Origin of the sequence: Alteromonas sp. KUL150, assembly GCF_009811475.1 — a bacterium.
Taxonomy (GTDB): Bacteria; Pseudomonadota; Gammaproteobacteria; order Enterobacterales; family Alteromonadaceae; genus Alteromonas; species Alteromonas gracilis.
Genome location: NZ_BLIJ01000050.1, coordinates 60960 through 84703 on the forward strand (window position 1 = coordinate 60960; position 23744 = coordinate 84703).

A 23744-nucleotide genomic window follows, 5' to 3' on the forward strand; every position below is an offset into this window, starting at 1 on the left:
AGGTGAGGATTATTAGTCCTAAAGGTGTAGTTTTCTTAGTGTTTAGGTAGAACGTGTTGTTTATTGCAGGTAGATTAAGCACTGATTCTTTTTTACTAAATATGTTGAGATGCCGCCTAATACGGCTCAAAGCCCGAGGGCTGGAAGTTCATCTAGGTTTTGTATGGTGAACTGTGCATCGAATCCAGGTTTGGCAGGTGCCTTTTTGTGAACACCAGTTAGCACCCGAACAGTTGGCATTTCAAGTTTATTTAAATTAACGAAGTCTTTCGCTGGATTGTCACCAATGTAAACCATTTCGTGCCACTGACACTGTTCTGCTTGTTTGATTTTTTCAAAACAATAAGTAGAAGGTTTAGCATGTTTCACTCCAAAGCGGTGAGTGACAAATACGCGCTTAAAGTAGTGCGCTATGTTGAGTGCTTCCACTTTCTTACTTTGTACCACTTTATTTCCGTCGGTTACGAGGTAAAGTGGCTTGGGCAAACTTTCTAGCAACGTTATGTGATTGTCGGGCAAAGTCAAAGTGGGTTGGTGTAAGCGATATGCTGAAACACAGGCACGTACATTTCTCTTATTGACTGCTATACCATGGTTAGCTAGATAATCATTGAAAATTCGACCACGACCATTTCGATCAAGTAGAGTAACTAATTCTTGAAAGCCACGTCGCTTATCAACATTCCAGTTTTTTTCCACAAATGAGGCAACGGCTGCAAGACCAGACTCTACATATTGGCGCTCATCATAAAGGGTATCATCTAGGTCGAAGATATAAATCATAGGTAATAGTCGGTAGCAGCTCTGATCTGCGTAATTTTATGGGATGCGAGGTCCACGGGCAACGAATCGATATCTTCACCTATACTCTCGCACAAGCTCCAATAAAGACTATCAACACCTGCTTTGATACCTAAAGTTGAAGCGCCTCCAAATCGCGAATTACACTCAATGATGTGAAGCGCTCCATCAATTATGATGCCCTGTAATACAACGGGGCCAGAAAGTGCTAGTTTAGAAAGTGTTTGTGTCACCTGTGCTGTAAAAGGGCAATTCGGTAAAGTATAAGTAATTTGGGATTCACCGTTAACAACCAAGTCTCGCACACGGCACACGGCCGCTTTAACCAAATGATCCTTCGTTAGCCAAGCGTCTACGCTAATTTCTTGACCTGCTTTGTATAATTGAAAAATAGGGGAGGATAGACCTTTGGCGTGCTGCACTGCGTCGTTTTCGTTTAGATTAAGACCAACCGCTTTACTACCCGCACCAAAACGTTCTTTGACCACGTAACGCGATGGCTGTGTGTCCTGAATAACCGTTTTCACCTCTTCGATGCTTTCAAATGAAGGGATGATAAAAGGAATACCGCATTGGCCGAATCTTAATTTATCTAAACAAAGCTCAATTGCACTTTCATCAGAAATAAGCACTTGAATGTTAGCGCTTTTTAAGTTGTTTTTTCGCCTTGCCCAAAAAAGCAGTTCGCCGTCTCTACTTGGGAGAATATGAGTAATTCTTCGATGCTTGAGCTGGGCAATAATCTCATCTGCGTTTTCTTGTGTTGTGGGTGGCATTTGCCAAAATGCATCGCAAAAGTGTCGTGTGAGTACTTGGCTACTTAAATCTCCCGCCGTGACTATGCCTTTATTATCGATACGCTTAACTGCGCATTGAAGCGCTTTTAATAGTGGAACTTTATTGCTAGCGCTTGAAAGTAATACGTTCACGTTAATTTGACACCTTAGCTATCACGCTCATTCACAAAGCGTACGTTTTTGCACGCTTATACCTGTTCTAGGTGCTGACATCGATGCTCTTCTATTTTCGTATTCCGTAATTTGTGTCGTCTTTTTGGGCGTTTGCCAATGTCCATACATAAATGTGAGAAAGCCTTCTGCATCGAATGGGGCAAGAAAGGTTTCACCTAAAAACTCGATTGGCTCGTAGCTGTCGAAATGTGTAGCGGGGGCAAAAAACAGCCCGCCCGAGGACAAGAGTTCAGATAAACCATTTATCGAGTCTCTGCGCTGTATACTTATATCAAAAGGAACTAATTGGGTGTGTGATAAATTACTAAACTCTAGGTTGATGCAACAGTCTATGTTGTTGACCGTGATAATGACGATATTCCATTTTACGTCATAGTTTGTGTTTAATAATTTATAAAGCTCAGGTAGCGATGCCTGTAACCTTTCGTAATTGTCTTTATCTACAGCTAAATCTATATCGTCATCCCAAGGTATGAGCCCTTTATTTCTCACAGCACCTAATAAAGTTCCAGAATCTAGACACGCTGAAATGTTGTGGGAAACGAAGTATCGATTTAGCGTACGCATTACGGACTGGGCAAAGGCTAACGTTTCATTGTCTTCGAAAGGCAAGGCAGCTTTTACCGACTGCTTACTCGGTACAATGATATTCGACTCATTAATACCCATTTCTTCGGTAAGCTGGGAATAGATTTGATCAACCCACTGACTGGTGATAATTATGCTGTCGACATCGTGAGTATTGATATCTGCGGGTGCAATGATGGGATAACCCATAAAACGAGTTCCGTGTTTCGCACTATCGTTATCCGTGAATGCCACGACTTCTATATCTGGGTGATTAGAAACGTAGTTTTCTCCGGCCTTACTTGCACCGAACAGAATGGCTCTCATCTCACAGTAGCTCCCAACTCATAGGGGTACCTTTTGGTGCGTCGCACTTGATTTGCTTTCCAAGCAAAAGGGGAAGGTATTTGGGAGGCAGTCCAAGTCCTGGACGAACAGAGCGTAAATTCTCCGCATTTAATGTATCGCCGGCTCTCATATCTTCGGCAATGTATAAAGAGCGTCGGTGTACCAACGAGGCCTTTTCTCGCTCGGTGGCGCCATAACTCACCTTTCCAATTGCTACCGCTGCCCGCGCCGTTTCCTCAACAAGCAGCTTAATTTCATGGGGTTCAAGAGAAAATTCTGCGTCAACCTCTCCGCCGTTTCTGTCTAAAACAAAATGCTTTTCAATGACTGTTGCGCCAAGTGCCACCGCAGCGACAGCTACCCCCACCCCCGGTGTATGGTCGGAAAGTCCAACGTGACAGTCGAAAAGTTCGCTCAAATGAGGAATTGTCTTTAAGTTGGCGTCTACCGGGTTTGCTGGGTAATTACTGGTGCACTTAAGTAATATGATGTCATCACACCCATTGGAACGAAGTACTTCAACAGACTCGGCTATTTCTGCCTGGCTAGCCATGCCTGTAGAGACAATAACGGGTTTCCCTGTCTTTGCTACAGCCGCTAGGATAGCGTGGTCAGTATTTTCAAAAGACGCTACTTTGTAACAAGGAGAATTCAATGTTTCTAGGAAGTCGACAGCGGTTAAATCGAAGGGCGTGCTAAATGCCAATAGGCCTTTCTCTTTGGCATAGTCGAATAGCTCCTTATGCCATTCCCAAGGCGTCATCGCCTCTTTGTAGAGGTTATACAAAGAGTTTCCTTTCCAAAGACTATTTGTGTCTTCAATAAAAAATTCGCCTTCATGACAATCCAAAGTGATCGTGTCTGGCGTATAGGTTTGCAATTTTATGGCATGTGCGCCAGCTTCTGCAGCTGCATCAATGAGTCGGTAGGCTTTTTCTAATGATTGTCCATGATTTCCAGACATTTCTGCGATGATAAAGGGAGCGAGACCCGGACCAATTTGAATATCACCGATTGTGATTGGTTTCATGACTACCTCGTAACAATGTTCAATATAGTATCCATTACAAAAGATGGATTTTTGTTTGCGCTCACCAAAGATACCGCGTTGTTTGCCAGTTTACGCATTTCTTGCGGGGAATTTATCGCAAATTCAACGGCCTTGCTAATATCTTCGTTTGTGACCTCGTCACATGCTCCTAGCCACAAACAGCAATGCCGTTCGTGCAAGCACCGCGTCGTTTCAACTTGATTATCAGCCAATGTGATAATTATGCCCGCTACCCCCGATGCCGCGCGCTCCCAGTGCATCGAACCTCCAGCGCCAATCATTGTATTGGCGGCTTTCATAAGCTCAGATATGTGACCGCAAGTGACATGAAGCTTCGCGTTAGGTAGGCGTTCAACTTTTGCTTTAAGTGTACTAACGCCGGAATAAGCCGCTCCGACAACAATATCGGCTGAAAAAGTTAAAGACTTTAATTCAATCAAAACATCAACGACGCGCTCTGTTAAATTCCCAGGGTCGCTGCCGCCAAAGCAGACTAGAATATGATTGTCATTTCTAGGCATTGGTGGTGCGCGGTAAAACTCATTTCTTAAAATAGCGAACTCGGGTCCTAAGAGTTTTTGGCAATGAGGAGGGACAAGCTGATCGTATCGGAATTCAAAGTCCTCAAAGAGATTTTGGTCCAAAATCACGTCACAGTCGTGTTGGCGGTTTGCTAAATCGTCAATGACAACAATATGTTTGCAGCGACTGCGCATCACTTTACTAAACGAAGCTGATAGCTGATAGTGGTCGACTATAAGCATGTCGATAGACTCATCGTTCATGTCATCAAGAAGCGCTATACAGTGAGTTGCATGAGAGGCTTGTTCTACTTCATTTAAGACCGCCGAAGCATTATCTTCCAGTTCGCCTTCATCAAGCGATGGCGTGGTTAATATTGCAATTCCAGCACGCTGAATCTGTTGTTGTAGAGTTAAAGGCAGCGCGCAACACAGGAATGTTATGCTGTGTAAGGGAAGTAATTGTGTGGCCAAGGTTAAGCAACGCATAACGTGGCCGAGTCCTATTTGGGCCGTACCATCGACCCTAAAAACAATCCTCACTCTACGTTTTCGCTCTGTAAAAGCTTGTAAAGCAGTTCAGCTCTAACCCAATCTTCAGGTGTATCAATGTCTTGCACTAAGTGGTCTGGCATTACTACCATTTTCGAGTTTGCGCCAAAAATACGTTTGGTAGTATCAAGCCAGGTTTTGTGATGGCCCCAATACAACTGTCCTGCATCATGAAAGGCTGGTGGTAAATCCTGTGAGCGCTGAGTAATCCCAAAATCGTCAAAAGGTTTTACGCCGCCATTTTCGGTTTGTAATATCGCACGTTGAATTGGAAATGAGAATCTTGCCGCTGTAAAGACGTAGTCTGTATTGTCAGCGTTCATTAGCATTTCATAGCAAGAATTAATTAATGATGTGGTCAGAAGAGGCGATGTTGCATAAACGCAGGCGCAATAATTTATATCCCAGCCTTTTTCTAACAGAGTGCTCAGAGCATGGCGAACTACGGGACTAGTGCCTGTGTAATCATCTGCCAATTCTGCAGGTCTCATGAATGGCACCTCAGCACCATAATCTATTGCTACGTTCGCAATAGATTCATCATCTGTTGAAACCACTACTTTGTCTACATAAGGGCTTGCCAACGCGTTTTCTATTGCATGGGCAACCATAGGTTTACCGCAAAACGGTTTTATATTTTTTTTAGGAATGCGTTTGCTTCCGCCCCTTGCGGGGATTATAGCTACGTTCATTTACTTGTTCCGTTCAAAAAAGGCTAGCTCAAATCTGATAACGAACTCAAAGCCGCTGCATTAACGCATTTAAATGCTCTGTTAGACTTTTCAGTTGGCGAATTTTTTCGTTTTGAATTTCACTGATAACGGTTTTAAGTTCAGTAGTAGAGACATCTTGTGTACGTGGCAGATACACAACTTTAACGATATCTTGCAGATCATCGAACTTTCCAATCCAGTCATCACCCATTGCAAAGATATCAGCGTTTTCTCTTTTTAAATCTTCCCGTTTCTGTTCCCAACAGTTCTCCTCAAATACGTCATCGACATAACGGCAAGAAAGCAATATTTCCTTTCTATCAGCATAAGGAATAACGACGTTTTTACCTTTGATGGTATTAAATTCGTCAGAGGATAACCCAACTACAAGCCTATCACCGAGGCTATGTAATCGCTTTAAAAGTCGTACATGCCCAATATGGAATAAGTCGAAGGTGCCGTAGGTCACCACAGTTGTCATAATATTATTCTCTGAAAATAAATGAATTGTACACGCTAAACTTATCGGCAAGTCAAACAGTTACATGAGCGTATAATTTATACGTCAGAGGTATTAATCATTATACAAATGGTTGACTATATTTTATTCAGTGTTCTGCTAAACTATAGGGGTTATAAAACTTAGGAAAGTATCATGCAAGTTAATAGCTCAACGTCTTCTATTCTCAGTCAAGTGCAAGAGCGACAAGAGTCTTTGATGGAGAAGCTTGCCAGCGGCAAGAAAGTTAATAACGCGCTAGATGATGCTTCAGCCCAGCAAATCATCGATCGTCTCACCTCTGAAGTAGAGGGCAGCCGTCAGGCAATAAACAATGTTTATGACGGCATCTCCCTTGCGCAAGTCGCAGAAGGCGGCCTCGGAAGCATAAATGACGACGTTAACCGTATTCGTGAGCTTACCTTACAGTCGGGCAGTGGAGTGTTAAGCAGTGGCGATCGTCGTGCAATTCAATCTGAAATAACGCAGCTGCAAGAAAATATTTCGCAAACCATTGAGCAGACCAACTTCGCTGGCAAACCGTTATTATCTGAAAACGGTACACTTGATTTTCAATCAGGGGCAAGTGCTGGGCAATCGATAAGCGTGAACACGCGAGATATATCTTCAGAGCTAAGTGATGTGCTCGCGATCGATGTAACGGCGGGAACAAGTATTGAGGATGCACTAGATGCAACTGATGCAGCAATCGAAACACTGGGCAGCGCCCGTGGCGATTTAGGCGCAACGCAAAATCGCTTTGAAAGTGCAGCGCGTTCTCTTACTCAGTCGAACATTAATACTGCAGAAGCGAGAAGCCGAATCCAAGACTTAGATTTTGCTCAAGCAGCATCAGAGCGCGCATCTAACGATGTTTTAGGGCAAGCTGCTCTTACCGTTCAAGCGCAGGCTAATCAGCAAGAAGGACAGGTTTTGTCTTTACTAAGTTAGGTGGTTTTTAACGAAATTCACCATTATTAATCGAAAGAAGCAGGGTAACCTGCTTTTTTTATTGATACATTTCCCAAATCAGCGGTTGCGCTCCGATCTTTTGTCGTTACAATTTAGAAATGCGCTAAACTGTAAATAATAACAAAGCGTCCTCGGGGAATTGATGAAGAACATTTTGCTGGTTAGTGACAACCAGGAACTTATTCAAAACTTAGAAACTATCGTTACGTTCATGGGAGAGTCGTGTCAATCACGAGGCTTTAGTGAATGTGAACGCTATTTGCTAGATAGCGGTGCTGACGCTGTTCTTATTGAACATGTCTCTTCAACCATCGTAAGCAACTTGGTTGAGAAGTTTCCACACATACCTTTTGTTGCACTGGTTGAAAATAACAGTCAAGCGACAGCGGCTCATAATTTAGTTAGCGTTATAGCAACCCCATTAACGTACCCCGTTTTAACTCAGGCTATTCATCGCTGCCAAGAATATTCTAGACGTAAACCCAGCTTGTCTCGCACCGCGGGTACAAAAACGCGATTGTTTAGAAGCCTTATCGGCAAAAGCGAGCAAATTCAAATTGTTCGCCGCTTAGTAGAGCAAGTTGCCCCTACTGATGCCACAGTATTGATCCTAGGTGAATCTGGTACGGGTAAGGAAGTCGTTGCCCGTAACGTACACTTTTTATCAGAGCGTAAAGACGGTCCTTTCATACCTGTTAACTGCGGTGCCATTCCTGGTGAATTGTTAGAAAGTGAATTGTTTGGTCATGAGAAAGGGGCCTTCACAGGCGCGATCAGCGCGCGAAAAGGGCGCTTCGAATTAGCGGAAGGTGGTACGCTATTTCTTGATGAAATTGGCGATATGCCGCTTCAAATGCAGGTGAAATTGCTGCGTGTTCTTCAAGAACGCACGTACGAACGGGTAGGGGGGAACAAGCCTCTGCAGTGCAACGTTCGCATAATCGCGGCGACCCACCGTAATTTGGAAACCATGATCAGTGAAGATAAGTTTCGCGAGGACTTGTACTACCGCCTTAATGTTTTCCCAATTGACAGCCCTGCCTTAAGACAAAGAAAAGACGATATTCCCCTGTTGCTACAAGAGTTGAACAGTCGTATTCAGGGCGATGGCGTTGAGTCCGTGCGTTTTACTGAGCAAGCCATTGCGTCTCTTATGGAGCATGACTGGGCAGGTAACGTTAGAGAGCTATCGAATTTAGTAGAGCGACTAACAATTCTCTATCCCGGACAAATTGTGGACATCGCTGATTTGCCTGAAAAATATCAGTATGGTGATGTGCAAGCTTACGAACCTGACTATCCCGAAGAGATTCTTGAGCGTGAGGCATTTAACGAGTTGTTTGCTGAAGCGGCTGCACAAGAGCCTGAAGAGGATATCAACCAGTCAAATAATCAAAGTTTTAATAGCCTGGTTTCTTCTGAATTACCTGAGGAAGGCGTTAATCTCAAAGAGTATCTTTCTGAGCTTGAAGTGAACCTTATACGGCAAGCCCTAGACAACCAAGAGTGGGTAGTAGCGCGAGCTGCCGACAAACTTGGAATGCGGCGAACAACCCTTGTTGAAAAAATGCGGAAGTACGATATTCAACGCACCGAAGATGCGTAATGTCAGGTAATTGACGTTACGCTTTCCTCTAAAAATCCTCGTATATATTTGAAATATATATCAATTCGCAGTTGGCACGCCTCCTGCTTTCTCTAAGCCATAGTGAACAACGTCTGCAATTTGACGAGGGTTATATGGCTTTTGACAGCACCACACATTCTACTGATTACACAACGTCAGCTTATACACTAGATAGTGTCGAGGCAGCGATGCCACGTGCCGAGGGTTGTAGCTCAAGTTATGATGATATTGATTCATTGCGTTTGCAGGCGAGCAGGTTAGAGCATTTACTTCAAGTAATGCCGGCTGGCGTAATTGTTCTCGATGGCAAAGGCGTGGTTCGACAGGCAAACGAACAGGCGAAGGCCCTTTTGGGTGAGCCGCTAGAAGAGGAAGTGTGGCGTCGTATTATTACACGTTCTTTCAAACCGAGAGCCGACGATGGCCATGAAGTTTCATTGGTCGATGGACGTCGTGTAAAGCTATCCATCACGCCGCTTGAAAATGAACCAGGGCAGCTTATCGTAATTACTGATTTGACGGAAACGCGACAGCTACAAGCGAGAGTCAGTCATATGCAGCGCTTATCTTCTCTTGGAAAAATGGTTGCGTCGCTTGCGCATCAAATACGCACTCCACTTTCTGCTGCCATGCTTTACGCTTCAAATCTAACTCGTAAAGGCTTAGGGGAAGAGGCGCAAACACAATTTGCAAATAAACTGAGCGATCGACTTAAAGAGTTAGAGAGTCAGGTTAACGACATGCTGCTTTTCGCAAAATCGGGGGAAGAGCAGGTGGTCACTAATATTAGTTTGAGCGACCTTTTAGCGTCAGTTGAAGGAAGCGCTCAATCAATGATAACGCAAGCACAGCAATCCCTCCTCTTTTCTGGATTTGATCAAGAAGCAACGTTAACGGGAAATCTCACTGCACTTCAAGGCGCGGTTTTAAATCTTATTCATAATGCCAGTCAGGTCACTGGCAAAGGCGAGCGAATCGTTGTCAATGCAACGATGAATAATGAACGCTTAAATATCGCTATTGTTGATAAGGGACCTGGCGTCCCTGACTCGCTAAAACACAAAATATTTGAGCCGTTTTTTACAACCAAAACACACGGTACGGGTTTGGGCTTGGCGGTCGTAAAATCGGTGGTGAATGCACATAACGGTACACTTAGTGTTTTAGACATGCCTCAGGGCGGTGCCTGCTTTAGTATTTCTTTACCTTTTAAAGTCCATACCCAATCGTCAAATTCGTTGACTCACGTTGCGTAAGTCATAGGAGAAAATCATGTCTAAAACTACTATTTTAATTGTTGAAGATGACGCAGGTTTACGCGAGGCACTCCTGGATACGCTGTTGCTTGGCAACTATAATGTGGTAGAGGCTGACTGTGCAGAGCAGGCGCTTTTAATGTTGTCATCACACGCTGTCGATTTGGTGGTGAGCGATATTCAAATGGGCGATATGAGCGGACTTACGCTTTTGAAAAACATCAAAGCGAAATATCCTAACATGCCTGTGTTGCTAATGACTGCATACGCCACTATCGACGATGCTGTTCAGGCTATGAGAGATGGTGCGACCGATTACCTCTCGAAGCCTTTTGCGCCAGAAGTTCTTCTTAATTTGGTAGGGCGATATGCACCTGCGCAAAAAATAATATCGCGCACGCCGATTGTAGCTGACCCTTCAAGTCTCAAGCTATTAGAGCTTTCCCGTAAGGTGGCAAAGTCAGACGCTACTGTGATGGTAATGGGGCCTAGTGGTTCCGGTAAAGAAGTGTTATCTCGTTATATTCATGATCAGTCGCCGCGAAATGATGCTCCTTTTGTTGCCATTAACTGTGCAGCAATTCCTGAAAACATGCTTGAGGCTACACTGTTTGGCTATGAAAAAGGCGCGTTTACCGGAGCTATTCAAGCGTGCCCTGGTAAGTTTGAGCAAGCCCAAGACGGTACGCTGTTGCTTGATGAAATCACCGAAATGGATTTGGCGCTGCAAGCTAAACTCCTTCGTGTATTACAAGAGCGTGAAGTTGAGCGACTAGGTGGCCGCAAAACCGTAAAACTCAATGTGCGTGTCATTGCCACGAGCAACAGAGACTTAAGAAAGGCGGTGGATGCGGGAGAGTTCAGAGAGGACTTATACTACCGCTTGAATGTATTTCCGATTGAATGGCGACCATTGTGTGAACGTCCAGGCGATATTGTTCCTCTTGCTGAGCATTTAGTCCAGCGTCACGCCAGTTCGCAAGGGTTAGGCACAATACGCTTGAGCGCTGCTGCGCGTAATAAGCTGTCTCAATATGCTTGGCCAGGTAACGTGCGGGAGCTCGAAAACGTTGTACAGCGTGCATTAATCTTGTGTGAAAATAAGGAAATAGACGCCACAGATCTTATGATTGATGAAGATATGTCCGCACCGTTAGAGGCGGTACAAGAACATGTTGAAGACAGCAAACTAGGCTCTGAGCTTCGTTATCAAGAGCATCAAATTATCCTTGATACACTTGTATCGTGTAACGGTAAACGAAAAGACGTGGCTGAAAAGCTAGGTATTAGCCCCCGAACCCTTCGCTATAAGCTTGCTCGAATGCGTGAAGACGGCATTGAAGTACCCGCGTAAGGGCTAGCGGCTCCATCCATCGTTCTTTTAACTATCTTTCCGTCGCCTCTGTTGTGTAGAAGGCGGCGGTTTTTTGTTCCCGCTCCTTGAAACAACGTCATTAATTTGGCTTTTCTCCTTTCTTGCTTTCTATCCTTATGATTTTAATGGGTTTTAAAAGTTGGCAAGGCCCTTGCAAAATCGCTTCTATATAATGCGTTTCGCCATCAATTAGGCGGTTATCAAAGAAACACTAGGAGTAGGTATGGACGTTAAAGCCAATAGTTTGTATCAAGAAATGCAAAACATGATTGGACAAACTCGTCTTCAAGTTAATGAGCCTCAACAGCAGCAGTCGCTTAATGAGATCAATAGCTCTGCAAGTGATTTCTCGACCATGCTTAAAAATGCGGTAGATGGCGTGAACAGTATGCAGCTAGAGTCCAAAGACGTACAACAACGCTTTGAAATGGGGGACCCTAGCCTTAGCTTAGCGCAGGTAATGCTAACGAAAGAAAAGTCAGGCATTGCCTTTGAAGCGACCGTTCAAGTACGAAATAAAGTACTTGAAGCCTATAAAACAATAATGAACATGCCGGTATAGGTGGAGTAGGTTATGGCTGAAGCAACAGGTACAAACCTAACGGTTCCTGATCAAAATCAAACGGTAGACAACGAGCCGGAAAATAAATCTGGATTTATGGATACGTTGGGCAGTGCTGACATGATGCGTCAAATGGCATTGGTCGTTGTACTCGTTATCTGTGTGGCCATTGCTATTTTTATTCTTATTTGGTCTCAAGAGCCAGATTATCGTCCTCTTGCAAAAATGGAAACCCAGGAGCTTATCGAAACTCTGGATTACATGGACGCAAACCAAATCGAATACAAGCTTGAAGGAAACATTGTTTACGTAAAAAGCGATGAATTTCAAAATATACGTTTGGGTATGACCCGCCAAGGGTTAACAAAAACATCTGATGCTGGTACCGATATCATCATGCAGGATATGGGATTTGGAGTCAGTCAGCGGGTTGAAATGGAGCGTCTGAAGCACGCACGAGAACAACAAATTGCCGCTACTATCGAAGATATCGCCAGTATTCAAAAAGCACGTGTTCTCTTGGCGATGCCAAAAGAAAATGTATTTGCGCGCAGAGAAAAGAAAGCGTCGGCCACGGTTGTTTTAACGGCGAAGCGCGGTGCAGTGATTGCTGGTGAGGAAGTGGACGCTGTTGTTGATATCGTAGCGTCTGCCGTGCAAAACATGGAGCCTTCAAAAGTGACGGTCACCGACAGCAACGGCCGTTTGCTTAACTCTGGTTCACAAGACTCACTGAGTTCTCGTGCAAGAAAAGAATATGAAATTGAGCGCCAGCGCGAGCAAGAGTACTTAGAAAAAATTGACGCCATCTTGATACCCGTTCTTGGTATCGGAAACTATACCGCTCAAGCCGATGTGGCAATGGACTTTACCGCCATTGAACAAACACAGCGTAGTTATAATCCAGACCTTCCCGCGGTTCGAAGTGAAATGATAATGGAAGAGAATAGCGTGGGTGGCGGCGTTGGTGGCATACCAGGCGCGCTATCAAACCAACCTCCACTTGACTCTACTATTCCCGAGAACGCAGGCGGTGGTACTCAGCAAACAATGCCAGGTCGTACCGCAAAAGAGTCAACACGTAATTACGAGCTTGATACCACAATTAGCCATACCAAAAAGCAAACCGGCGTTATTAGAAGACTAAGTGTGTCCGTTGCCGTCGACTATACTCAAGTCGCTGGTGAAGACGGCGCTATGACACCGACGCCGCGCAAACAGGAAGAACTTTTAAATATTCGCAGACTTTTACAAGGTGGTATCGGTTTCGATGTCACACGTGGTGACTCGCTAGAAGTCGTCAGTGTTCCGTTTACTCGCATGGACGCAGGGGAAATTGAGGATGTGCCGCTTTGGGAGCAACCAGGATTTCTGCCAATTCTTAAGCTAGTTGTTGGTGGCTTGGTTATAATAGTGCTTATCATCTTTGTAATTCGTCCAATGCTGCGTCGTCTAATCAACCCTGACGAGTCTAACGAGGCCGATGAGTTTGATGCTGATGAAGGTCTTGATTTAGGTGATGACACCATTAGCATGTTAACGTCAGACTTCGATGAGGGGCAGGTTGGCTTCGCGCCTGACGGCTCGCTGATGTTACCAGACCTCCACAAAGATGAAGATGTACTTAAAGCAGTGCGCGCCCTAGTGGCTAATGAACCTGAATTATCAGCCCAAGTAGTGAAGGGCTGGTTAATGCAAGACGAGTAGTGAGATAAGATTATGGCTGAAGAACTTGCCAATGTTTCAGAGCCGTCGTATGACGTCAGTAAATTAGAAGGTGTCGAAAAAGCGGCTATCTTACTGCTGAGCTTATCTGAAGAAGACGCGGCACAAATTTTAAAGCACCTAGAGCCAAAACAGGTTCAAAAACTAGGTGCTGAAATGGCCAAAGTGGACGACATGACGCAAACCAAAATTACGTCAGTTCACAAACACTTTATTGAAGAGATTCAGAATTACAGCACGATAGGCTTCCAGAGCCAAGACTTTGTGAAGCGAGCGCTTACTGCAGCTTTAGGTGAAGATAAAGCAGCGAATCTAATCGACCAAATCCTCATGGGTAGCGGCGCTAAAGGTCTAGATTCACTTAAATGGATGGACTCTAAGCAGGTGGCCAGCATAATTCGCAACGAGCACCCGCAGATTCAAACTATTGTATTATCTTACTTAGAGCCGGAGCAGAGCGCGGAAATTTTGGCGCAGTTCCCGGAAAAAGTTAGATTAGACCTCTTGATGCGTATTGCTAACCTCGAAGAAGTTCAGCCAGCGGCGCTACAAGAACTTAACGAGATCATGGAGAAACAGTTTGCAGGTCAAGCCGGAACGCAAGCAGCCAAAATGGGCGGCTTGAAGTCAGCTGCGAACATCATGAACTATCTCGATACGGCGATAGAAGGCCAGCTCATGGATGCTATCCGCGAGCAGGACGAAGAAATGAGTCAACAGATTCAGGACCTTATGTTCGTATTCGACAACTTGGTCGATGTGGACGACAAAGGTATTCAAGCGATTCTGCGAGAAGTTCAGCAAGACGCGCTGCTTAAGGCGATTAAAGGCGCCGATGAAGAACTTAAAGATAAAATTATGCGGAACATGTCTAAACGCGCCGCTGAAATGCTTGCTGATGATTTGGAAGCGCTTGGCCCAGTACGTATTAGTGAAGTTGAAACGGCACAAAAAGAAATTCTCTCTGTCGCCCGTCGACTTTCTGACTCAGGTGAAATTATGCTAGGTGGCGGTGGTGGTGAAGAGTTCCTGTAGTTAACTACTGGAATAGCTTTTAACACCCTGAACCATCTCGTCTAGGTAAACATATGACCGGTAACAAAAGTTTCAGCGAAAATGAGATTAACGAGGCCAAAAAATGGGATTTACCCTTTGTAGAAGATCCTACTTCAACAAGGGAAAACGAGCCCACTAACGCACTTAATAAGCGTTCAGATTGGAAATACGAGCCCCCAGAAATCGAGGAGGAAATAAAACCTCCTACTGCTGAAGAAATCGAAGCTATCAGACAAGCTGCTTATGATGAAGGGTATCAGGAAGGCAAAGAAAAAGGTTTTGAAGAAGGCAAAAGCGAAGGGCTCGAAGCTGGTTTATCAGAAGGAAAAGAGCAAGGATATGCAGAGGGACTGGAGCAGGGATTAGACGAAGGACGTCAGCAGATGGCTACGCAGGCAGAAGTGTGGCAAATGCTTGCTGAAAAATTGCATGAACCGCTTTCTCAGGCTAACGACACCACAAGGGACCAGCTCGTTAAACTAGCAGTTACCCTTGCTAAAGCTGTAATAAAGACAGAAGTCAGTACCAATCAACAAGTCATTCTTCAAGCGTTGAGTGAGGGAATCAAAGCATTGCCTATCAATCAAGCCAGCTATCAGATTCATATGAACCCTGAAGACATTGAGCTGTTAAAGTCCCATTTCGGCGATGAAGAAGTGGCTAATAAAGGCTGGAACCTTGTTGAAGCGCCGGCGATGGAACGCGGTGGGTGTGACATCACTACCACTCAAAATGCCGTTGATGTGTCAATTGAACGTCGCTGCCGCGATGTCATCGATAAATTTTTATTAAACCAAGGGCTGTCTGATGACTAGCCCGTGGCACAATCATTTTGAATCGTTAACCAAGCAGGTTACCTCGCCACCTGTAGTAGCTGCTGGTAAACTTGTAAGAGGTATTGGCCTCACGCTTGAGGCCGTTGGCTGTCAGTTGCCAGTGGGAAGTCAGTGTTTGGTTCAAACCATTGAGGGTGAAATAGAGGCTGAAGTCGTTGGCTTTGGTGACGACATTACCTATCTTATGCCGACTGAAGCTGTCCGGGGCATTGTGCCAGGAAGTCGCGTCATGCCGTTAAATCGCCAAAGCGGCTTACCAGTAGGAATGGGGTTGCTAGGGCGAGTCGTAGACGGTAATGGCCAGCCTCTTGACGGGCTCGGCGAAATCGATGCTGAGGCCAGAGCGCCAACCACACGTCCTCCAATGAACCCGCTCATTCGTCGCCCAATTAATACCCCTATGGACGTTGGTGTACGCGCCATTAATGCATTGAATACGGTTGGTGTTGGCCAGCGCATGGGGCTTTTTGCTGGCAGTGGCGTGGGTAAAAGTGTGCTGTTAGGCATGATGACCCGAGGCTGTGAAGCCGATGTAGTGGTCGTTGGTCTTGTTGGTGAGCGTGGTCGAGAAGTTAAAGAATTTATTCACGAAATACTTACCGAAGAAGAGCGTCAGCGCGCGGTGGTCGTAGCCGCGCCTGCCGACACGTCGCCGTTAATGCGATTAAAAGGCTGCGAGACCGCGGTGACAATTGCAGAGTATTTTCGTGACAAAGGCATGAAGGTATTGTTGCTGATTGATTCGTTAACCCGCTATGCCATGGCGCAGCGAGAGATTGCGCTTGCGGTAGGTGAGCCACCAGCGACCAAAGGATACCCGCCTTCAGTGTTTGCTCGCCTTCCTGCTTTAGTTGAACGGGCGGGCAATGGCAGCGAGCGACAGGGTTCGATAACGGCTTTCTACACTGTTTTGACCGAAGGTGATGATTTGCAAGATCCCATTGCCGATGCAGCAAGGGCAATCTTAGATGGCCATGTGGTCTTGTCACGCACCCTCGCCGATAGTGGTCATTACCCTGCTATCGATATTGAAGCGTCCATCAGTCGTGTTATGCCGATGGTGGTCAGTGAGGAGCATCAGTTAATGGCCCGTCGTATTCGACAAGTTTATTCAAATTACAAACAAAATCAGGACCTAATATCAATTGGGGCGTACGCTAAAGGCTCTGACCCGCGTATTGATTTAGCTATACGTGCGGAACCTGCGATCAATGCCTTATTGCAGCAAGGAATGAAACAAGTCATTCCTTATGATGAAAGCTTAGAAGGCATGGCCGCTCTGGCTAAAGGACTGGGACAAGGGTAATGGGCATTACAATAAGATACGCTTGGCGAGCAATGCGCATGTGCTCAGAATCCCTAACTTATGGGCTCTACAATGTCTAAACAATTAGAGCGTTTAGCCGAATTCGAGCGTGAAAAAGAACAGCGAGAAGCGCGCTTTTATCAGCAGGCTCAGCAAAACGTTAATCAGCAAAAGCAAAAGTTAACCAGTCTTGAGCAATACCGTATCGACTATGTCAAAGGTATACAACAAACCGGTCAGGCAGGTGTAACCGCCACGTATTATCAGCAACATTTATCTTTCGTTGGGAAATTGGATAAAGCGTGTGAGCAGCAAATGCAAGTGATTGCTCGTGCGCAAATGGCCGCAGACCAGCGCAAGCAAATGTGGTTAAAGCAACAGCAAAAGGTTAAAGCCGTTACTTTGCTGTTAGATAAGAAGAAGATAGCAGAGCAGAAAAAAGAAGCCAAAGCCGAACAGGCCATGATGGACGAGTTCGCTACCCAACGATTTTTCAGAGCTAAGCGCTCTCCTTTCTAATAATTGGTAGAGCCTTGGTCACTTTGGCTCAACCCTTGCACAACCAACATACAATATATCGATGCGCAGCAATTACAGTGCAGTGGTTATTAAGGTTTAGCAGCGTTTCTTTGAAATTGTACACACATAATAAAGTACGAATTTCATAGAGAGCGAGCATAGAATTTAACGCCAAGCGATAGCCATATAGGGTATCCGAATCGAACTAAGTGATTGTTATTTAATAAGCATTAGTGGGGTTGCGAGTAACTAGGTTTTAAATGGTTTGTATAAAGCCAAACACATTACTCGCATCATGTTACGTCTTCTTTGTAAAAGACGATTTAAATGTAGGACGGTAGGACAATATGCAACAAGTTGCCGCACAAAAAACAGACATTGCCGCATTACCCTTTTCTGCTTCTAGTACGGCTAAAGCCGTTGGAACAAGTATTGGCACCCAGCAAGAAGTAAGCAGTGTAAATAACCAAGCATTTAATCGACTTTATGAAGAAGCAAAATCGAGCAAATCAGATTTTGTTTTAAATGACAAAGAGACCTTGAGTTCTCAATCTCGCGCAGCAAATTGCTCAAACGACACCCATGCGTCGTCTCCAGCATCTAATAATACGATGAAAAGCGATAAAGATCGTGATGCAGGTCACACTGATCTTCCCGTTGAAAAGAATGAAACGGACATACCTTCCGATTCAGCGGCGGATACAAAAGAAAAAAGCGTTGAAATAGGCTCAAAAGAGATTGCAGAAGACAGAGAGTCGGCCAAAACACAGCAAACCACTGATGAAGAGGGAGATGTAAACCTAGCAGTCGATGACGCGCAAGGTAACACGGCGCAAAAAACGGTGACCGAGGCACAATTCGTTATTGGAGCTGGTGGTAAAAAGGACGCCGAAGCGGGTGTTATTACCACACCAGGTACGCCAGACGGTAAGCCTGGAAATGAAAATGAAGAGCCAGACTGGATTGCCTATGTAGAAACAGTAGCAAATCGTTTTGGCAAGAACGAGCAATCTTCAGATGCATCGAACCCTAAAGCCAACAATGATATTTCCGCAGTTGTAGATGAGGCAGTGAACGTCCTTTCTGTGAAAGAAAGCGGCAAATTGTGGAAACTTCCCGACGATGTTAATGCCAGCGACGCCCCTTCAATAATGGCACATCTACTATCTCAGCTTAATAACGGCAGCAGTGAAGGTGACATCACCTTAGAGTCTATTTCGAGCGAAGCACAACAAATGCTTAGTGCTTTAACATCGCTTTTACTTGGGGCTGATGCCAAAGGCGGACAAGGTGGTGGCAATGAAGACGCTAATAATGCGCTTATACATGCCTCCGCTAATGCTAAATCCGATATGAACTCTGATGACGACAAGGGGCTTACTGCGTTAATTGCACAGCTCATGCAGCAAAAAGAAAGCGCAGGCGATGGAGTGCAAGATAGTAGCGGGGAAGCGGAAGGCGCAAGTAAGCTTGATCGAGTGCTGACCGGCGGTAAAAACTCAGCCGATGAATCCCTCGTGTTAAGTCTGCTTTCTGATGAACTTAAAAGTATGCAGGAATTGTCATTGGACGAAGCTTCTTCAGAAGCAAAAGCAGAAGCATCACTTGCTGAATTGACAGCGGCAACGGTGTCAGTAAAAACTGAAGAAGTGAGTGCTAAAGTGACGAACGCTAATAATGCAACTTCATCTGACGTAGGTCTTAAAACGAACTCCAGTAGTGACCAAGGGCAATCAGCCAATGACGAACTGGTTGGGGCAGTGCCAAAAGACCTTCTAACCGCTATAAGTGAGTTATCGCCACAAAGCGCCCAGAAAGCAGCGGAAACATTTGCTGAACGCGTAGTGGCGGGCATGCCAAGTGGTTCACAACAACAGAGTGTGAAAGCAAATATTATTGCTGGCATCAACGAATTTCAGCAGCAAGTGCAGCAAGGCAGAGAGCCTGGTATTGATTTGTCAGCTATCATAGCGGATGCAGCGAAAGAGGCTGCAGTAAGTAACGACGTTATCGCTTCAATGACGGCTCGAGTTGATGGCCAAGCCACTCAATTTCTTAATCTAATGAACCAAACCCAAGCAAGTGCTCAACAGGCTTTTGCCAGCATGCTTGGGCAAACCGACACTGTTATGCATGAGAACAACCAGCTTAGAGCCGAAGCGTCAAAATCTCAGCAGCAGTTTGAGGGTTTTGATAAAGCCGTCAATATTCATAAGCCTGAAGGTCAGCAGCAGTTAAATGAAAAAATTCGCTGGATGGTTAATGCCAGAAATACCATGGCTGAAATTCGTTTAGACCCACCTGAACTTGGCAGTATGCAGGTTCGTGTAAATGTGTCGGGTGACGCGGCGAGCGTTAGTTTTATCGTCCAATCACAGCAGGCAAAAGAGGCATTATCTGAGGCGATGCCTAAACTACGGGATATGCTCTCTGAACAGGGCATAGAGTTGGGGGATGCCCAAGTGAGAAAAGATAATTCGTCTGGTAACGAAAATGGCCAGCAACTTGCAGGTAACGGGAATGAAGGCCGTGGCGACGGAAATCGTAACGGTAATGACGAGTTAGATGAGATGGAGAACGGGCGCGTGATTGAGCAGTCAGTCACTCGGGCAGCAAAAGGCGGTATCGATTTTTATGCCTAAGTAGCTAAAACTCGGCATTTTTAGCAATAGGTTGAATGGTGAGAATAGACCAGTGCTGCTATGTTTGACTGTACCGTCAGTGGATGGGTTTATTTGAACTTATCGAGATAAATGGATTTCGGTGCCAAGCATTCTTGTTTGAGAATAAAGGGCCGTTGACTTAACTTTGTGATCCAAAATTTTGCGCACAGAGCTCGATAGACTAGGCATTCACGCAGAATGGCATTGCCATTTTTGACGGAACCTTGATAATACGTTTTTTCCTAGAATTACTGATGAGTTGCACATGGCTGATGAAGAGTTACAAGTAGAAGAAGGCGGTAAAAAGAAAGGCAAAATGATGCTGATTATCATCATCGCCGTCGTTCTTGTTGGAGGTGGGGCGGCTGCCTATTTCTTATTGTTTGCAGGTGGTGATGAGCCCGCTGCAGAGCAGTTAGCTGAAGCTGATGCGGCCGCCGCGCAAGCAGCAACTGCGCCAGCTGCGGGAAATGCCGAGATGGGAACCGCATTGTACGTAGCCATGCCTCGACCTTTCGTTTTCAACGTTCCCGGTTCTGGCAGAGACAGACTGGTTCAAATAAAAGTACAGCTTTTAGTGCGTGGCTCTGACAATGAAGAGCTGGCAAAAACGCATATTCCCCTGATTGAGGGCACGTTGCTACAGGCTTTTAGCACTTCGAATGCGGATGACCTGGTCACAGAAGCAGGGAAAATTGAGCTTCGCGAGCAGGCAGTAAGTGAAGTGCAAAAAGCATTGAAAGACATTACGGGTAACGACGTTGTCGAACGCGTATTGTTTACTGGTTTTGTCATGCAGTAATGCATTGACTTTGTAAGGTAGAAGACCGTGAGTGATTTATTATCTCAAGATGAAATCGATGCCCTGTTGCATGGGGTAGATGATGTAGAAGAGGATGAGGTCAGTGATGGTGACTCTGATGCTTCTACGCTCGAGTACGACTTCTCCTCGCAAGACAGAATTGTGCGTGGGCGCATGCCTACGCTTGAAATTGTGAATGAGCGCTTTGCACGTCACATGCGGGTAAGCCTGTTTAATATGATGCGTCGTTCTGCCGAAGTATCGATTAACGGTATTCAAATGATTAAGTTTGGCGAATATATTCATACGTTATTCGTACCAACAAGCTTAAACATGGTGCGTTTCCGTCCCCTGAAGGGCACTGGCCTTATCACTATGGAAGCCCGGTTGGTATTCATTCTGGTAGACAACTTCTTTGGCGGTGATGGTCGATATCACGCGAAAATTGAAGGTCGGGAATTTACGCCGACAGAGCGCCGAATTATTCAGATGCTGCTGAAAATAATCTTCGAAGATTATAAAGAGGCATGGGCGCCGGTTATGGACGTGTCGTTTGAATACCTAGACTCAGAAGTTAACCCTGCAATGGCAAACATTGTGAGTCCAACTGAGGTGGTAGTAATCAGCTCATTTCACATTGAGTTAGACGGCGGTGGTGGAGACTTCCATGTATCGTTGCCATACTCAATGCTAGAGCCAATTCGCGAATTGCTTGATGCGGGTGTTCAAAGCGACAAAGAAGACACGGACTTGCGATGGAGTAAAGCCCTTCGCGACGAAATTATGGATGTTAAGGTGGCGCTCACTACCCATATGCTGGATGTCGATGTGCCTCTTCGCGACGTGATGGAGTTTAAACCTGGCGATATTATCCCTGTGGAAATGCCAGAAACCATCACCGTATTAATTGAAGATCTACCCACATTCAGGGCTAAGTTAGGTCGAAGCAGAGACAATTTAGCGCTGAAAATAGTAGAAAAGATTGCAAGACCGACTTCAGTGAAGTCTGAGCTACAGTTATTAACCCGCGGTGGGCGCATTATTGATAATGACGCAGAACTGCAAGTACTCGAAGAAGACCTGTAAGGTAAAGGGGAGTTCCCATGAGTGAAGACGGTATGGACGATTGGGCTGCGGCCATGGCTGAGCAAGCCGAATCTGAAGCGGAACAAGAAGCTGGCGATAATGAAGATGTGCAGGTAGCCGAACTTGACGAGCTAACTGACGATGCGCCAATTACGCAAGAAGAAAAGAAAAAGTTAGATACCATTCTCGATATTCCTGTGACTATTTCGATGGAAGTCGGTCGTAGTCAAATAAGTATCCGAAATCTGCTACAGTTGAACCAGGGTTCTGTGGTGGAGCTGGATCGTGTTGCCGGTGAGCCACTAGATGTATTAGTTAATGGCACGTTGATTGCTCATGGTGAAGTAGTAGTGGTCAACGACAAATTCGGTATTCGATTAACGGATGTTATTAGTCAAATTGAGAGAATCAAGAAGCTCAGATAAAACTTCTTATAAAGTAAGGGGTTGCGTAATGCTGCCCCTTTTGTTTAGTCAGCCAGCCCTCGCGCAGTCGACACAATCCATTACCAATCCCACATCAGTACTGTCAATTTTCCTTTCTTTGTTAGTTGTTGTTGGTGTTATTTTCGCGCTGGCTTATGTTATGCGTCGGTTTAATGTCACTGCCATGGGTAGCAATCAAATGAAAGTGGCAGCTAGTATGGTTGTAGGTACAAAAGAAAAAATAATGGTGATACAGGTGGGCGATGAGCAGCACCTTATCGGCATAACCAGCCATAACATTTCCCATTTGAGCAAGCTTGATAAAAACCTGGACATACCTGTTAAAGGCTTAGGCAGAACAAGTGGCGAGAAGCCAAACGGCGCAGATGCGTTCAAACAAAAGTTAGTTGAGGCGATGGCGGGAAAACTTAACCCTAATATTGAAAAGAATGATACGAAGGAAGGAACAAAAGATGCGTAAGCTAACTTGGCTGGTTCTTGCGCTATCACTCCTCTCGTTTGCAGAGCCAGTGTTTGCGCAACAAGGTATTTCAGCGGTTACCGTCACCACTAATCAAGACGGTACGCAAGATTATTCAATGACACTCCAAGCGTTGTTTATCATGACAGCGCTAAGCCTAATTCCTGCATTTATCATGATGATGACGTCATTCACTCGTATCATCGTGGTTTTATCGATATTGCGCCAAGCAATTGGATTACAACAGTCCCCTTCAAACCAAATATTAATTGGGGTTAGCCTGTTTCTTTCCATGTTTATTATGGCACCAGTATTTGACGAGGTTAATGAGCGCGCGTTACAGCCTTATCTCAACGAACAGCTCACTAGTTTAGACGCACTTGAACAAGCCAAAGGACCCATGCGTGCTTTCATGCTCTCGCAGACACGAGTGAAAGATCTGGAAACCTTTGTGCGCATTGCAGGTGATGAAGGGAAGTATGCTGATACCGACGAAGTACCGCTTACTATCCTTATTCCAGCTTTTGTGACCAGCGAACTTAAAACCGCGTTTCAGATTGGTTTCATGTTGTTTATTCCCTTTCTAATTATCGACTTGGTTGTTGCTTCTATCTTGATGGCCATGGGTATGATGATGCTATCGCCGATGATTGTGTCCCTGCCATTTAAACTTATGCTCTTCGTGCTTGTGGACGGCTGGAATCTTATTTTCGGTACGCTGGCAACCAGTTTCGGTATGGGCGTCTAGGAGGCCTTATGTCACCAGAAGTCTTTGTAGAAATACTGCGAGAAGCCATGTTTATGGTCATCGTTTTGGTATGCGCCGTTATTGTTCCAAGCTTGATTGTTGGCCTAGTGGTAGCAGTGTTTCAGGCTGCAACCAGTATCAATGAACAAACAATGAGCTTCTTACCTCGTTTGCTTGTTACACTTTTAGCCCTTAGCTGGGGAGGAAATTGGCTGGTGCAACAGCTCATGGACTTCACTTTTAGAATGGTCGATATGATCCCGCAAGTTGTGGGATAGAAGG

General features: G+C 45.2%; 24 protein-coding genes. 17 read left to right on the top strand and 7 right to left on the bottom strand.

What is annotated here, in order from left to right:
- Positions 1 to 126: 126 nt before the first annotated feature.
- Genes GVO62_RS11840 through GVO62_RS11870 form a run of 7 tightly spaced genes read right to left on the bottom strand, consistent with a single transcriptional unit; the run spans position 127 to position 6005 of the window.
- Complete coding sequence (locus tag GVO62_RS11840) at positions 127 to 783, bottom strand: HAD family hydrolase (protein ID WP_159119428.1); 657 nt, start codon at positions 781 to 783, stop codon at positions 127 to 129.
- Positions 780 to 1730 (bottom strand): ATP-grasp domain-containing protein, encoded by a 951-nt coding sequence (locus GVO62_RS11845; protein ID WP_159119429.1) that lies wholly within the window; start codon positions 1728 to 1730, stop codon positions 780 to 782. The genes GVO62_RS11840 and GVO62_RS11845 overlap by 4 nt, the downstream gene beginning before the upstream one ends.
- A gap of 27 nt (positions 1731 to 1757) precedes the next feature.
- Positions 1758 to 2666 (bottom strand): LicD family protein, encoded by a 909-nt coding sequence (locus tag GVO62_RS11850; RefSeq protein WP_159119430.1) that lies wholly within the window; start codon positions 2664 to 2666, stop codon positions 1758 to 1760.
- 1 nt (position 2667) lies between these two features.
- Complete coding sequence (pseI, locus tag GVO62_RS11855) at positions 2668 to 3717, bottom strand: pseudaminic acid synthase (RefSeq protein ID WP_159119431.1); 1050 nt, start codon at positions 3715 to 3717, stop codon at positions 2668 to 2670.
- A gap of 2 nt (positions 3718 to 3719) precedes the next feature.
- Positions 3720 to 4802 (bottom strand): UDP-2,4-diacetamido-2,4,6-trideoxy-beta-L-altropyranose hydrolase, encoded by a 1083-nt coding sequence (pseG, locus tag GVO62_RS11860; protein ID WP_268891138.1) that lies wholly within the window; start codon positions 4800 to 4802, stop codon positions 3720 to 3722.
- On the bottom strand, positions 4799 to 5503 hold the full coding sequence (gene pseF, locus GVO62_RS11865; RefSeq protein ID WP_105930210.1) for a pseudaminic acid cytidylyltransferase: 705 nt from the start codon (positions 5501 to 5503) through the stop codon (positions 4799 to 4801). Before pseF ends, pseG begins: the two co-directional genes overlap by 4 nt.
- A gap of 46 nt (positions 5504 to 5549) precedes the next feature.
- Positions 5550 to 6005, bottom strand: a complete 456-nt coding sequence (locus tag GVO62_RS11870) for an adenylyltransferase/cytidyltransferase family protein (RefSeq protein WP_105930209.1) — start codon at positions 6003 to 6005, stop codon at positions 5550 to 5552.
- A 174-nt stretch (positions 6006 to 6179) separates the two neighbouring features.
- On the opposite strand from GVO62_RS11870, the gene GVO62_RS11875 reads away from it, so the two are divergent.
- From GVO62_RS11875 to fliQ, 17 genes are all read left to right on the top strand, one after another.
- Complete coding sequence (locus tag GVO62_RS11875) at positions 6180 to 6974, top strand: flagellin N-terminal helical domain-containing protein (RefSeq protein WP_105930208.1); 795 nt, start codon at positions 6180 to 6182, stop codon at positions 6972 to 6974.
- A 163-nt stretch (positions 6975 to 7137) separates the two neighbouring features.
- The gene (locus GVO62_RS11880; RefSeq protein ID WP_159119432.1) at positions 7138 to 8601 is read left to right on the top strand and encodes a sigma-54 dependent transcriptional regulator; all 1464 of its coding nucleotides are present in this window, start codon (positions 7138 to 7140) and stop codon (positions 8599 to 8601) included.
- Between the two features lie 134 nt (positions 8602 to 8735).
- Entirely contained in the window at positions 8736 to 9878 is a 1143-nt protein-coding gene (locus GVO62_RS11885) for a sensor histidine kinase (RefSeq protein WP_159119433.1), read from the top strand.
- A gap of 16 nt (positions 9879 to 9894) precedes the next feature.
- Positions 9895 to 11232 carry a sigma-54-dependent transcriptional regulator gene (locus GVO62_RS11890; protein WP_159119434.1) on the top strand — a complete coding sequence of 446 codons (1338 nt, stop codon included), beginning with the start codon at positions 9895 to 9897 and terminating at the stop codon, positions 11230 to 11232.
- A 244-nt stretch (positions 11233 to 11476) separates the two neighbouring features.
- Complete coding sequence (gene fliE / locus GVO62_RS11895; RefSeq protein WP_159119435.1) at positions 11477 to 11815, top strand: flagellar hook-basal body complex protein FliE; 339 nt, start codon at positions 11477 to 11479, stop codon at positions 11813 to 11815.
- A 12-nt stretch (positions 11816 to 11827) separates the two neighbouring features.
- Complete coding sequence (gene fliF, locus GVO62_RS11900; protein WP_159119436.1) at positions 11828 to 13522, top strand: flagellar basal-body MS-ring/collar protein FliF; 1695 nt, start codon at positions 11828 to 11830, stop codon at positions 13520 to 13522.
- Between the two features lie 12 nt (positions 13523 to 13534).
- Positions 13535 to 14575 carry a flagellar motor switch protein FliG gene (gene fliG, locus GVO62_RS11905; protein ID WP_105930202.1) on the top strand — a complete coding sequence of 347 codons (1041 nt, stop codon included), beginning with the start codon at positions 13535 to 13537 and terminating at the stop codon, positions 14573 to 14575.
- Positions 14576 to 14628: 53 nt separating this feature from the next.
- Entirely contained in the window at positions 14629 to 15411 is a 783-nt protein-coding gene (gene fliH, locus GVO62_RS11910) for a flagellar assembly protein FliH (protein WP_159119437.1), read from the top strand.
- Positions 15404 to 16738 carry a flagellar protein export ATPase FliI gene (gene fliI, locus GVO62_RS11915; RefSeq protein ID WP_105930200.1) on the top strand — a complete coding sequence of 445 codons (1335 nt, stop codon included), beginning with the start codon at positions 15404 to 15406 and terminating at the stop codon, positions 16736 to 16738. The genes fliH and fliI overlap by 8 nt, the downstream gene beginning before the upstream one ends.
- Positions 16739 to 16810: 72 nt before the next feature.
- Positions 16811 to 17257, top strand: a complete 447-nt coding sequence (fliJ, locus tag GVO62_RS11920; protein ID WP_105930269.1) for a flagellar export protein FliJ — start codon at positions 16811 to 16813, stop codon at positions 17255 to 17257.
- A 347-nt stretch (positions 17258 to 17604) separates the two neighbouring features.
- Complete coding sequence (locus tag GVO62_RS11925) at positions 17605 to 19899, top strand: flagellar hook-length control protein FliK (protein ID WP_159119438.1); 2295 nt, start codon at positions 17605 to 17607, stop codon at positions 19897 to 19899.
- 286 nt (positions 19900 to 20185) lie between these two features.
- Positions 20186 to 20722, top strand: a complete 537-nt coding sequence (fliL, locus tag GVO62_RS11930; RefSeq protein ID WP_105930198.1) for a flagellar basal body-associated protein FliL — start codon at positions 20186 to 20188, stop codon at positions 20720 to 20722.
- Between the two features lie 27 nt (positions 20723 to 20749).
- Positions 20750 to 21808, top strand: coding sequence for a flagellar motor switch protein FliM (gene fliM / locus GVO62_RS11935; RefSeq protein ID WP_159119439.1), 1059 nt, complete (start codon positions 20750 to 20752; stop codon positions 21806 to 21808).
- Positions 21809 to 21825: 17 nt separating this feature from the next.
- A complete protein-coding gene (gene fliN, locus GVO62_RS11940; RefSeq protein WP_014948639.1) occupies positions 21826 to 22233 on the top strand; it encodes a flagellar motor switch protein FliN in 408 nt (135 codons plus the stop codon).
- 28 nt (positions 22234 to 22261) lie between these two features.
- Positions 22262 to 22714: a flagellar biosynthetic protein FliO gene (gene fliO / locus GVO62_RS11945; protein ID WP_105930196.1), complete on the top strand. Its 453-nt coding sequence runs from the start codon at positions 22262 to 22264 to the stop codon at positions 22712 to 22714.
- Positions 22707 to 23462, top strand: coding sequence for a flagellar type III secretion system pore protein FliP (gene fliP, locus GVO62_RS11950; RefSeq protein ID WP_105930195.1), 756 nt, complete (start codon positions 22707 to 22709; stop codon positions 23460 to 23462). The genes fliO and fliP overlap by 8 nt, the downstream gene beginning before the upstream one ends.
- A gap of 8 nt (positions 23463 to 23470) precedes the next feature.
- A complete protein-coding gene (gene fliQ, locus GVO62_RS11955) occupies positions 23471 to 23740 on the top strand; it encodes a flagellar biosynthesis protein FliQ (protein ID WP_105930194.1) in 270 nt (89 codons plus the stop codon).
- The last annotated feature ends 4 nt before the right edge of the window (positions 23741 to 23744 follow it).

What these genes read in the sequence shown, in the direction of transcription:
- GVO62_RS11840 (WP_159119428.1), bottom strand. Translation starts at nt 783, where the DNA reads ATGATTTATATCTTCGACCTAGATGATACCCTTTATGATGAGCGCCAA.
- GVO62_RS11850 (WP_159119430.1), bottom strand. Translation starts at nt 2,666, where the DNA reads ATGAGAGCCATTCTGTTCGGTGCAAGTAAGGCCGGAGAAAACTACGTT.
- pseI (WP_159119431.1), bottom strand. Translation starts at nt 3,717, where the DNA reads ATGAAACCAATCACAATCGGTGATATTCAAATTGGTCCGGGTCTCGCT.
- pseF (WP_105930210.1), bottom strand. Translation starts at nt 5,503, where the DNA reads ATGAACGTAGCTATAATCCCCGCAAGGGGCGGAAGCAAACGCATTCCT.
- GVO62_RS11870 (WP_105930209.1), bottom strand. Translation starts at nt 6,005, where the DNA reads ATGACAACTGTGGTGACCTACGGCACCTTCGACTTATTCCATATTGGG.
- GVO62_RS11875 (WP_105930208.1), top strand. Translation starts at nt 6,180, where the DNA reads ATGCAAGTTAATAGCTCAACGTCTTCTATTCTCAGTCAAGTGCAAGAG.
- GVO62_RS11880 (WP_159119432.1), top strand. Translation starts at nt 7,138, where the DNA reads ATGAAGAACATTTTGCTGGTTAGTGACAACCAGGAACTTATTCAAAAC.
- GVO62_RS11885 (WP_159119433.1), top strand. Translation starts at nt 8,736, where the DNA reads ATGGCTTTTGACAGCACCACACATTCTACTGATTACACAACGTCAGCT.
- GVO62_RS11890 (WP_159119434.1), top strand. Translation starts at nt 9,895, where the DNA reads ATGTCTAAAACTACTATTTTAATTGTTGAAGATGACGCAGGTTTACGC.
- fliE (WP_159119435.1), top strand. Translation starts at nt 11,477, where the DNA reads ATGGACGTTAAAGCCAATAGTTTGTATCAAGAAATGCAAAACATGATT.
- fliF (WP_159119436.1), top strand. Translation starts at nt 11,828, where the DNA reads ATGGCTGAAGCAACAGGTACAAACCTAACGGTTCCTGATCAAAATCAA.
- fliG (WP_105930202.1), top strand. Translation starts at nt 13,535, where the DNA reads ATGGCTGAAGAACTTGCCAATGTTTCAGAGCCGTCGTATGACGTCAGT.
- fliH (WP_159119437.1), top strand. Translation starts at nt 14,629, where the DNA reads ATGACCGGTAACAAAAGTTTCAGCGAAAATGAGATTAACGAGGCCAAA.
- fliI (WP_105930200.1), top strand. Translation starts at nt 15,404, where the DNA reads ATGACTAGCCCGTGGCACAATCATTTTGAATCGTTAACCAAGCAGGTT.
- fliJ (WP_105930269.1), top strand. Translation starts at nt 16,811, where the DNA reads ATGTCTAAACAATTAGAGCGTTTAGCCGAATTCGAGCGTGAAAAAGAA.
- GVO62_RS11925 (WP_159119438.1), top strand. Translation starts at nt 17,605, where the DNA reads ATGCAACAAGTTGCCGCACAAAAAACAGACATTGCCGCATTACCCTTT.
- fliL (WP_105930198.1), top strand. Translation starts at nt 20,186, where the DNA reads ATGGCTGATGAAGAGTTACAAGTAGAAGAAGGCGGTAAAAAGAAAGGC.
- fliN (WP_014948639.1), top strand. Translation starts at nt 21,826, where the DNA reads ATGAGTGAAGACGGTATGGACGATTGGGCTGCGGCCATGGCTGAGCAA.
- fliO (WP_105930196.1), top strand. Translation starts at nt 22,262, where the DNA reads ATGCTGCCCCTTTTGTTTAGTCAGCCAGCCCTCGCGCAGTCGACACAA.
- fliP (WP_105930195.1), top strand. Translation starts at nt 22,707, where the DNA reads ATGCGTAAGCTAACTTGGCTGGTTCTTGCGCTATCACTCCTCTCGTTT.
- fliQ (WP_105930194.1), top strand. Translation starts at nt 23,471, where the DNA reads ATGTCACCAGAAGTCTTTGTAGAAATACTGCGAGAAGCCATGTTTATG.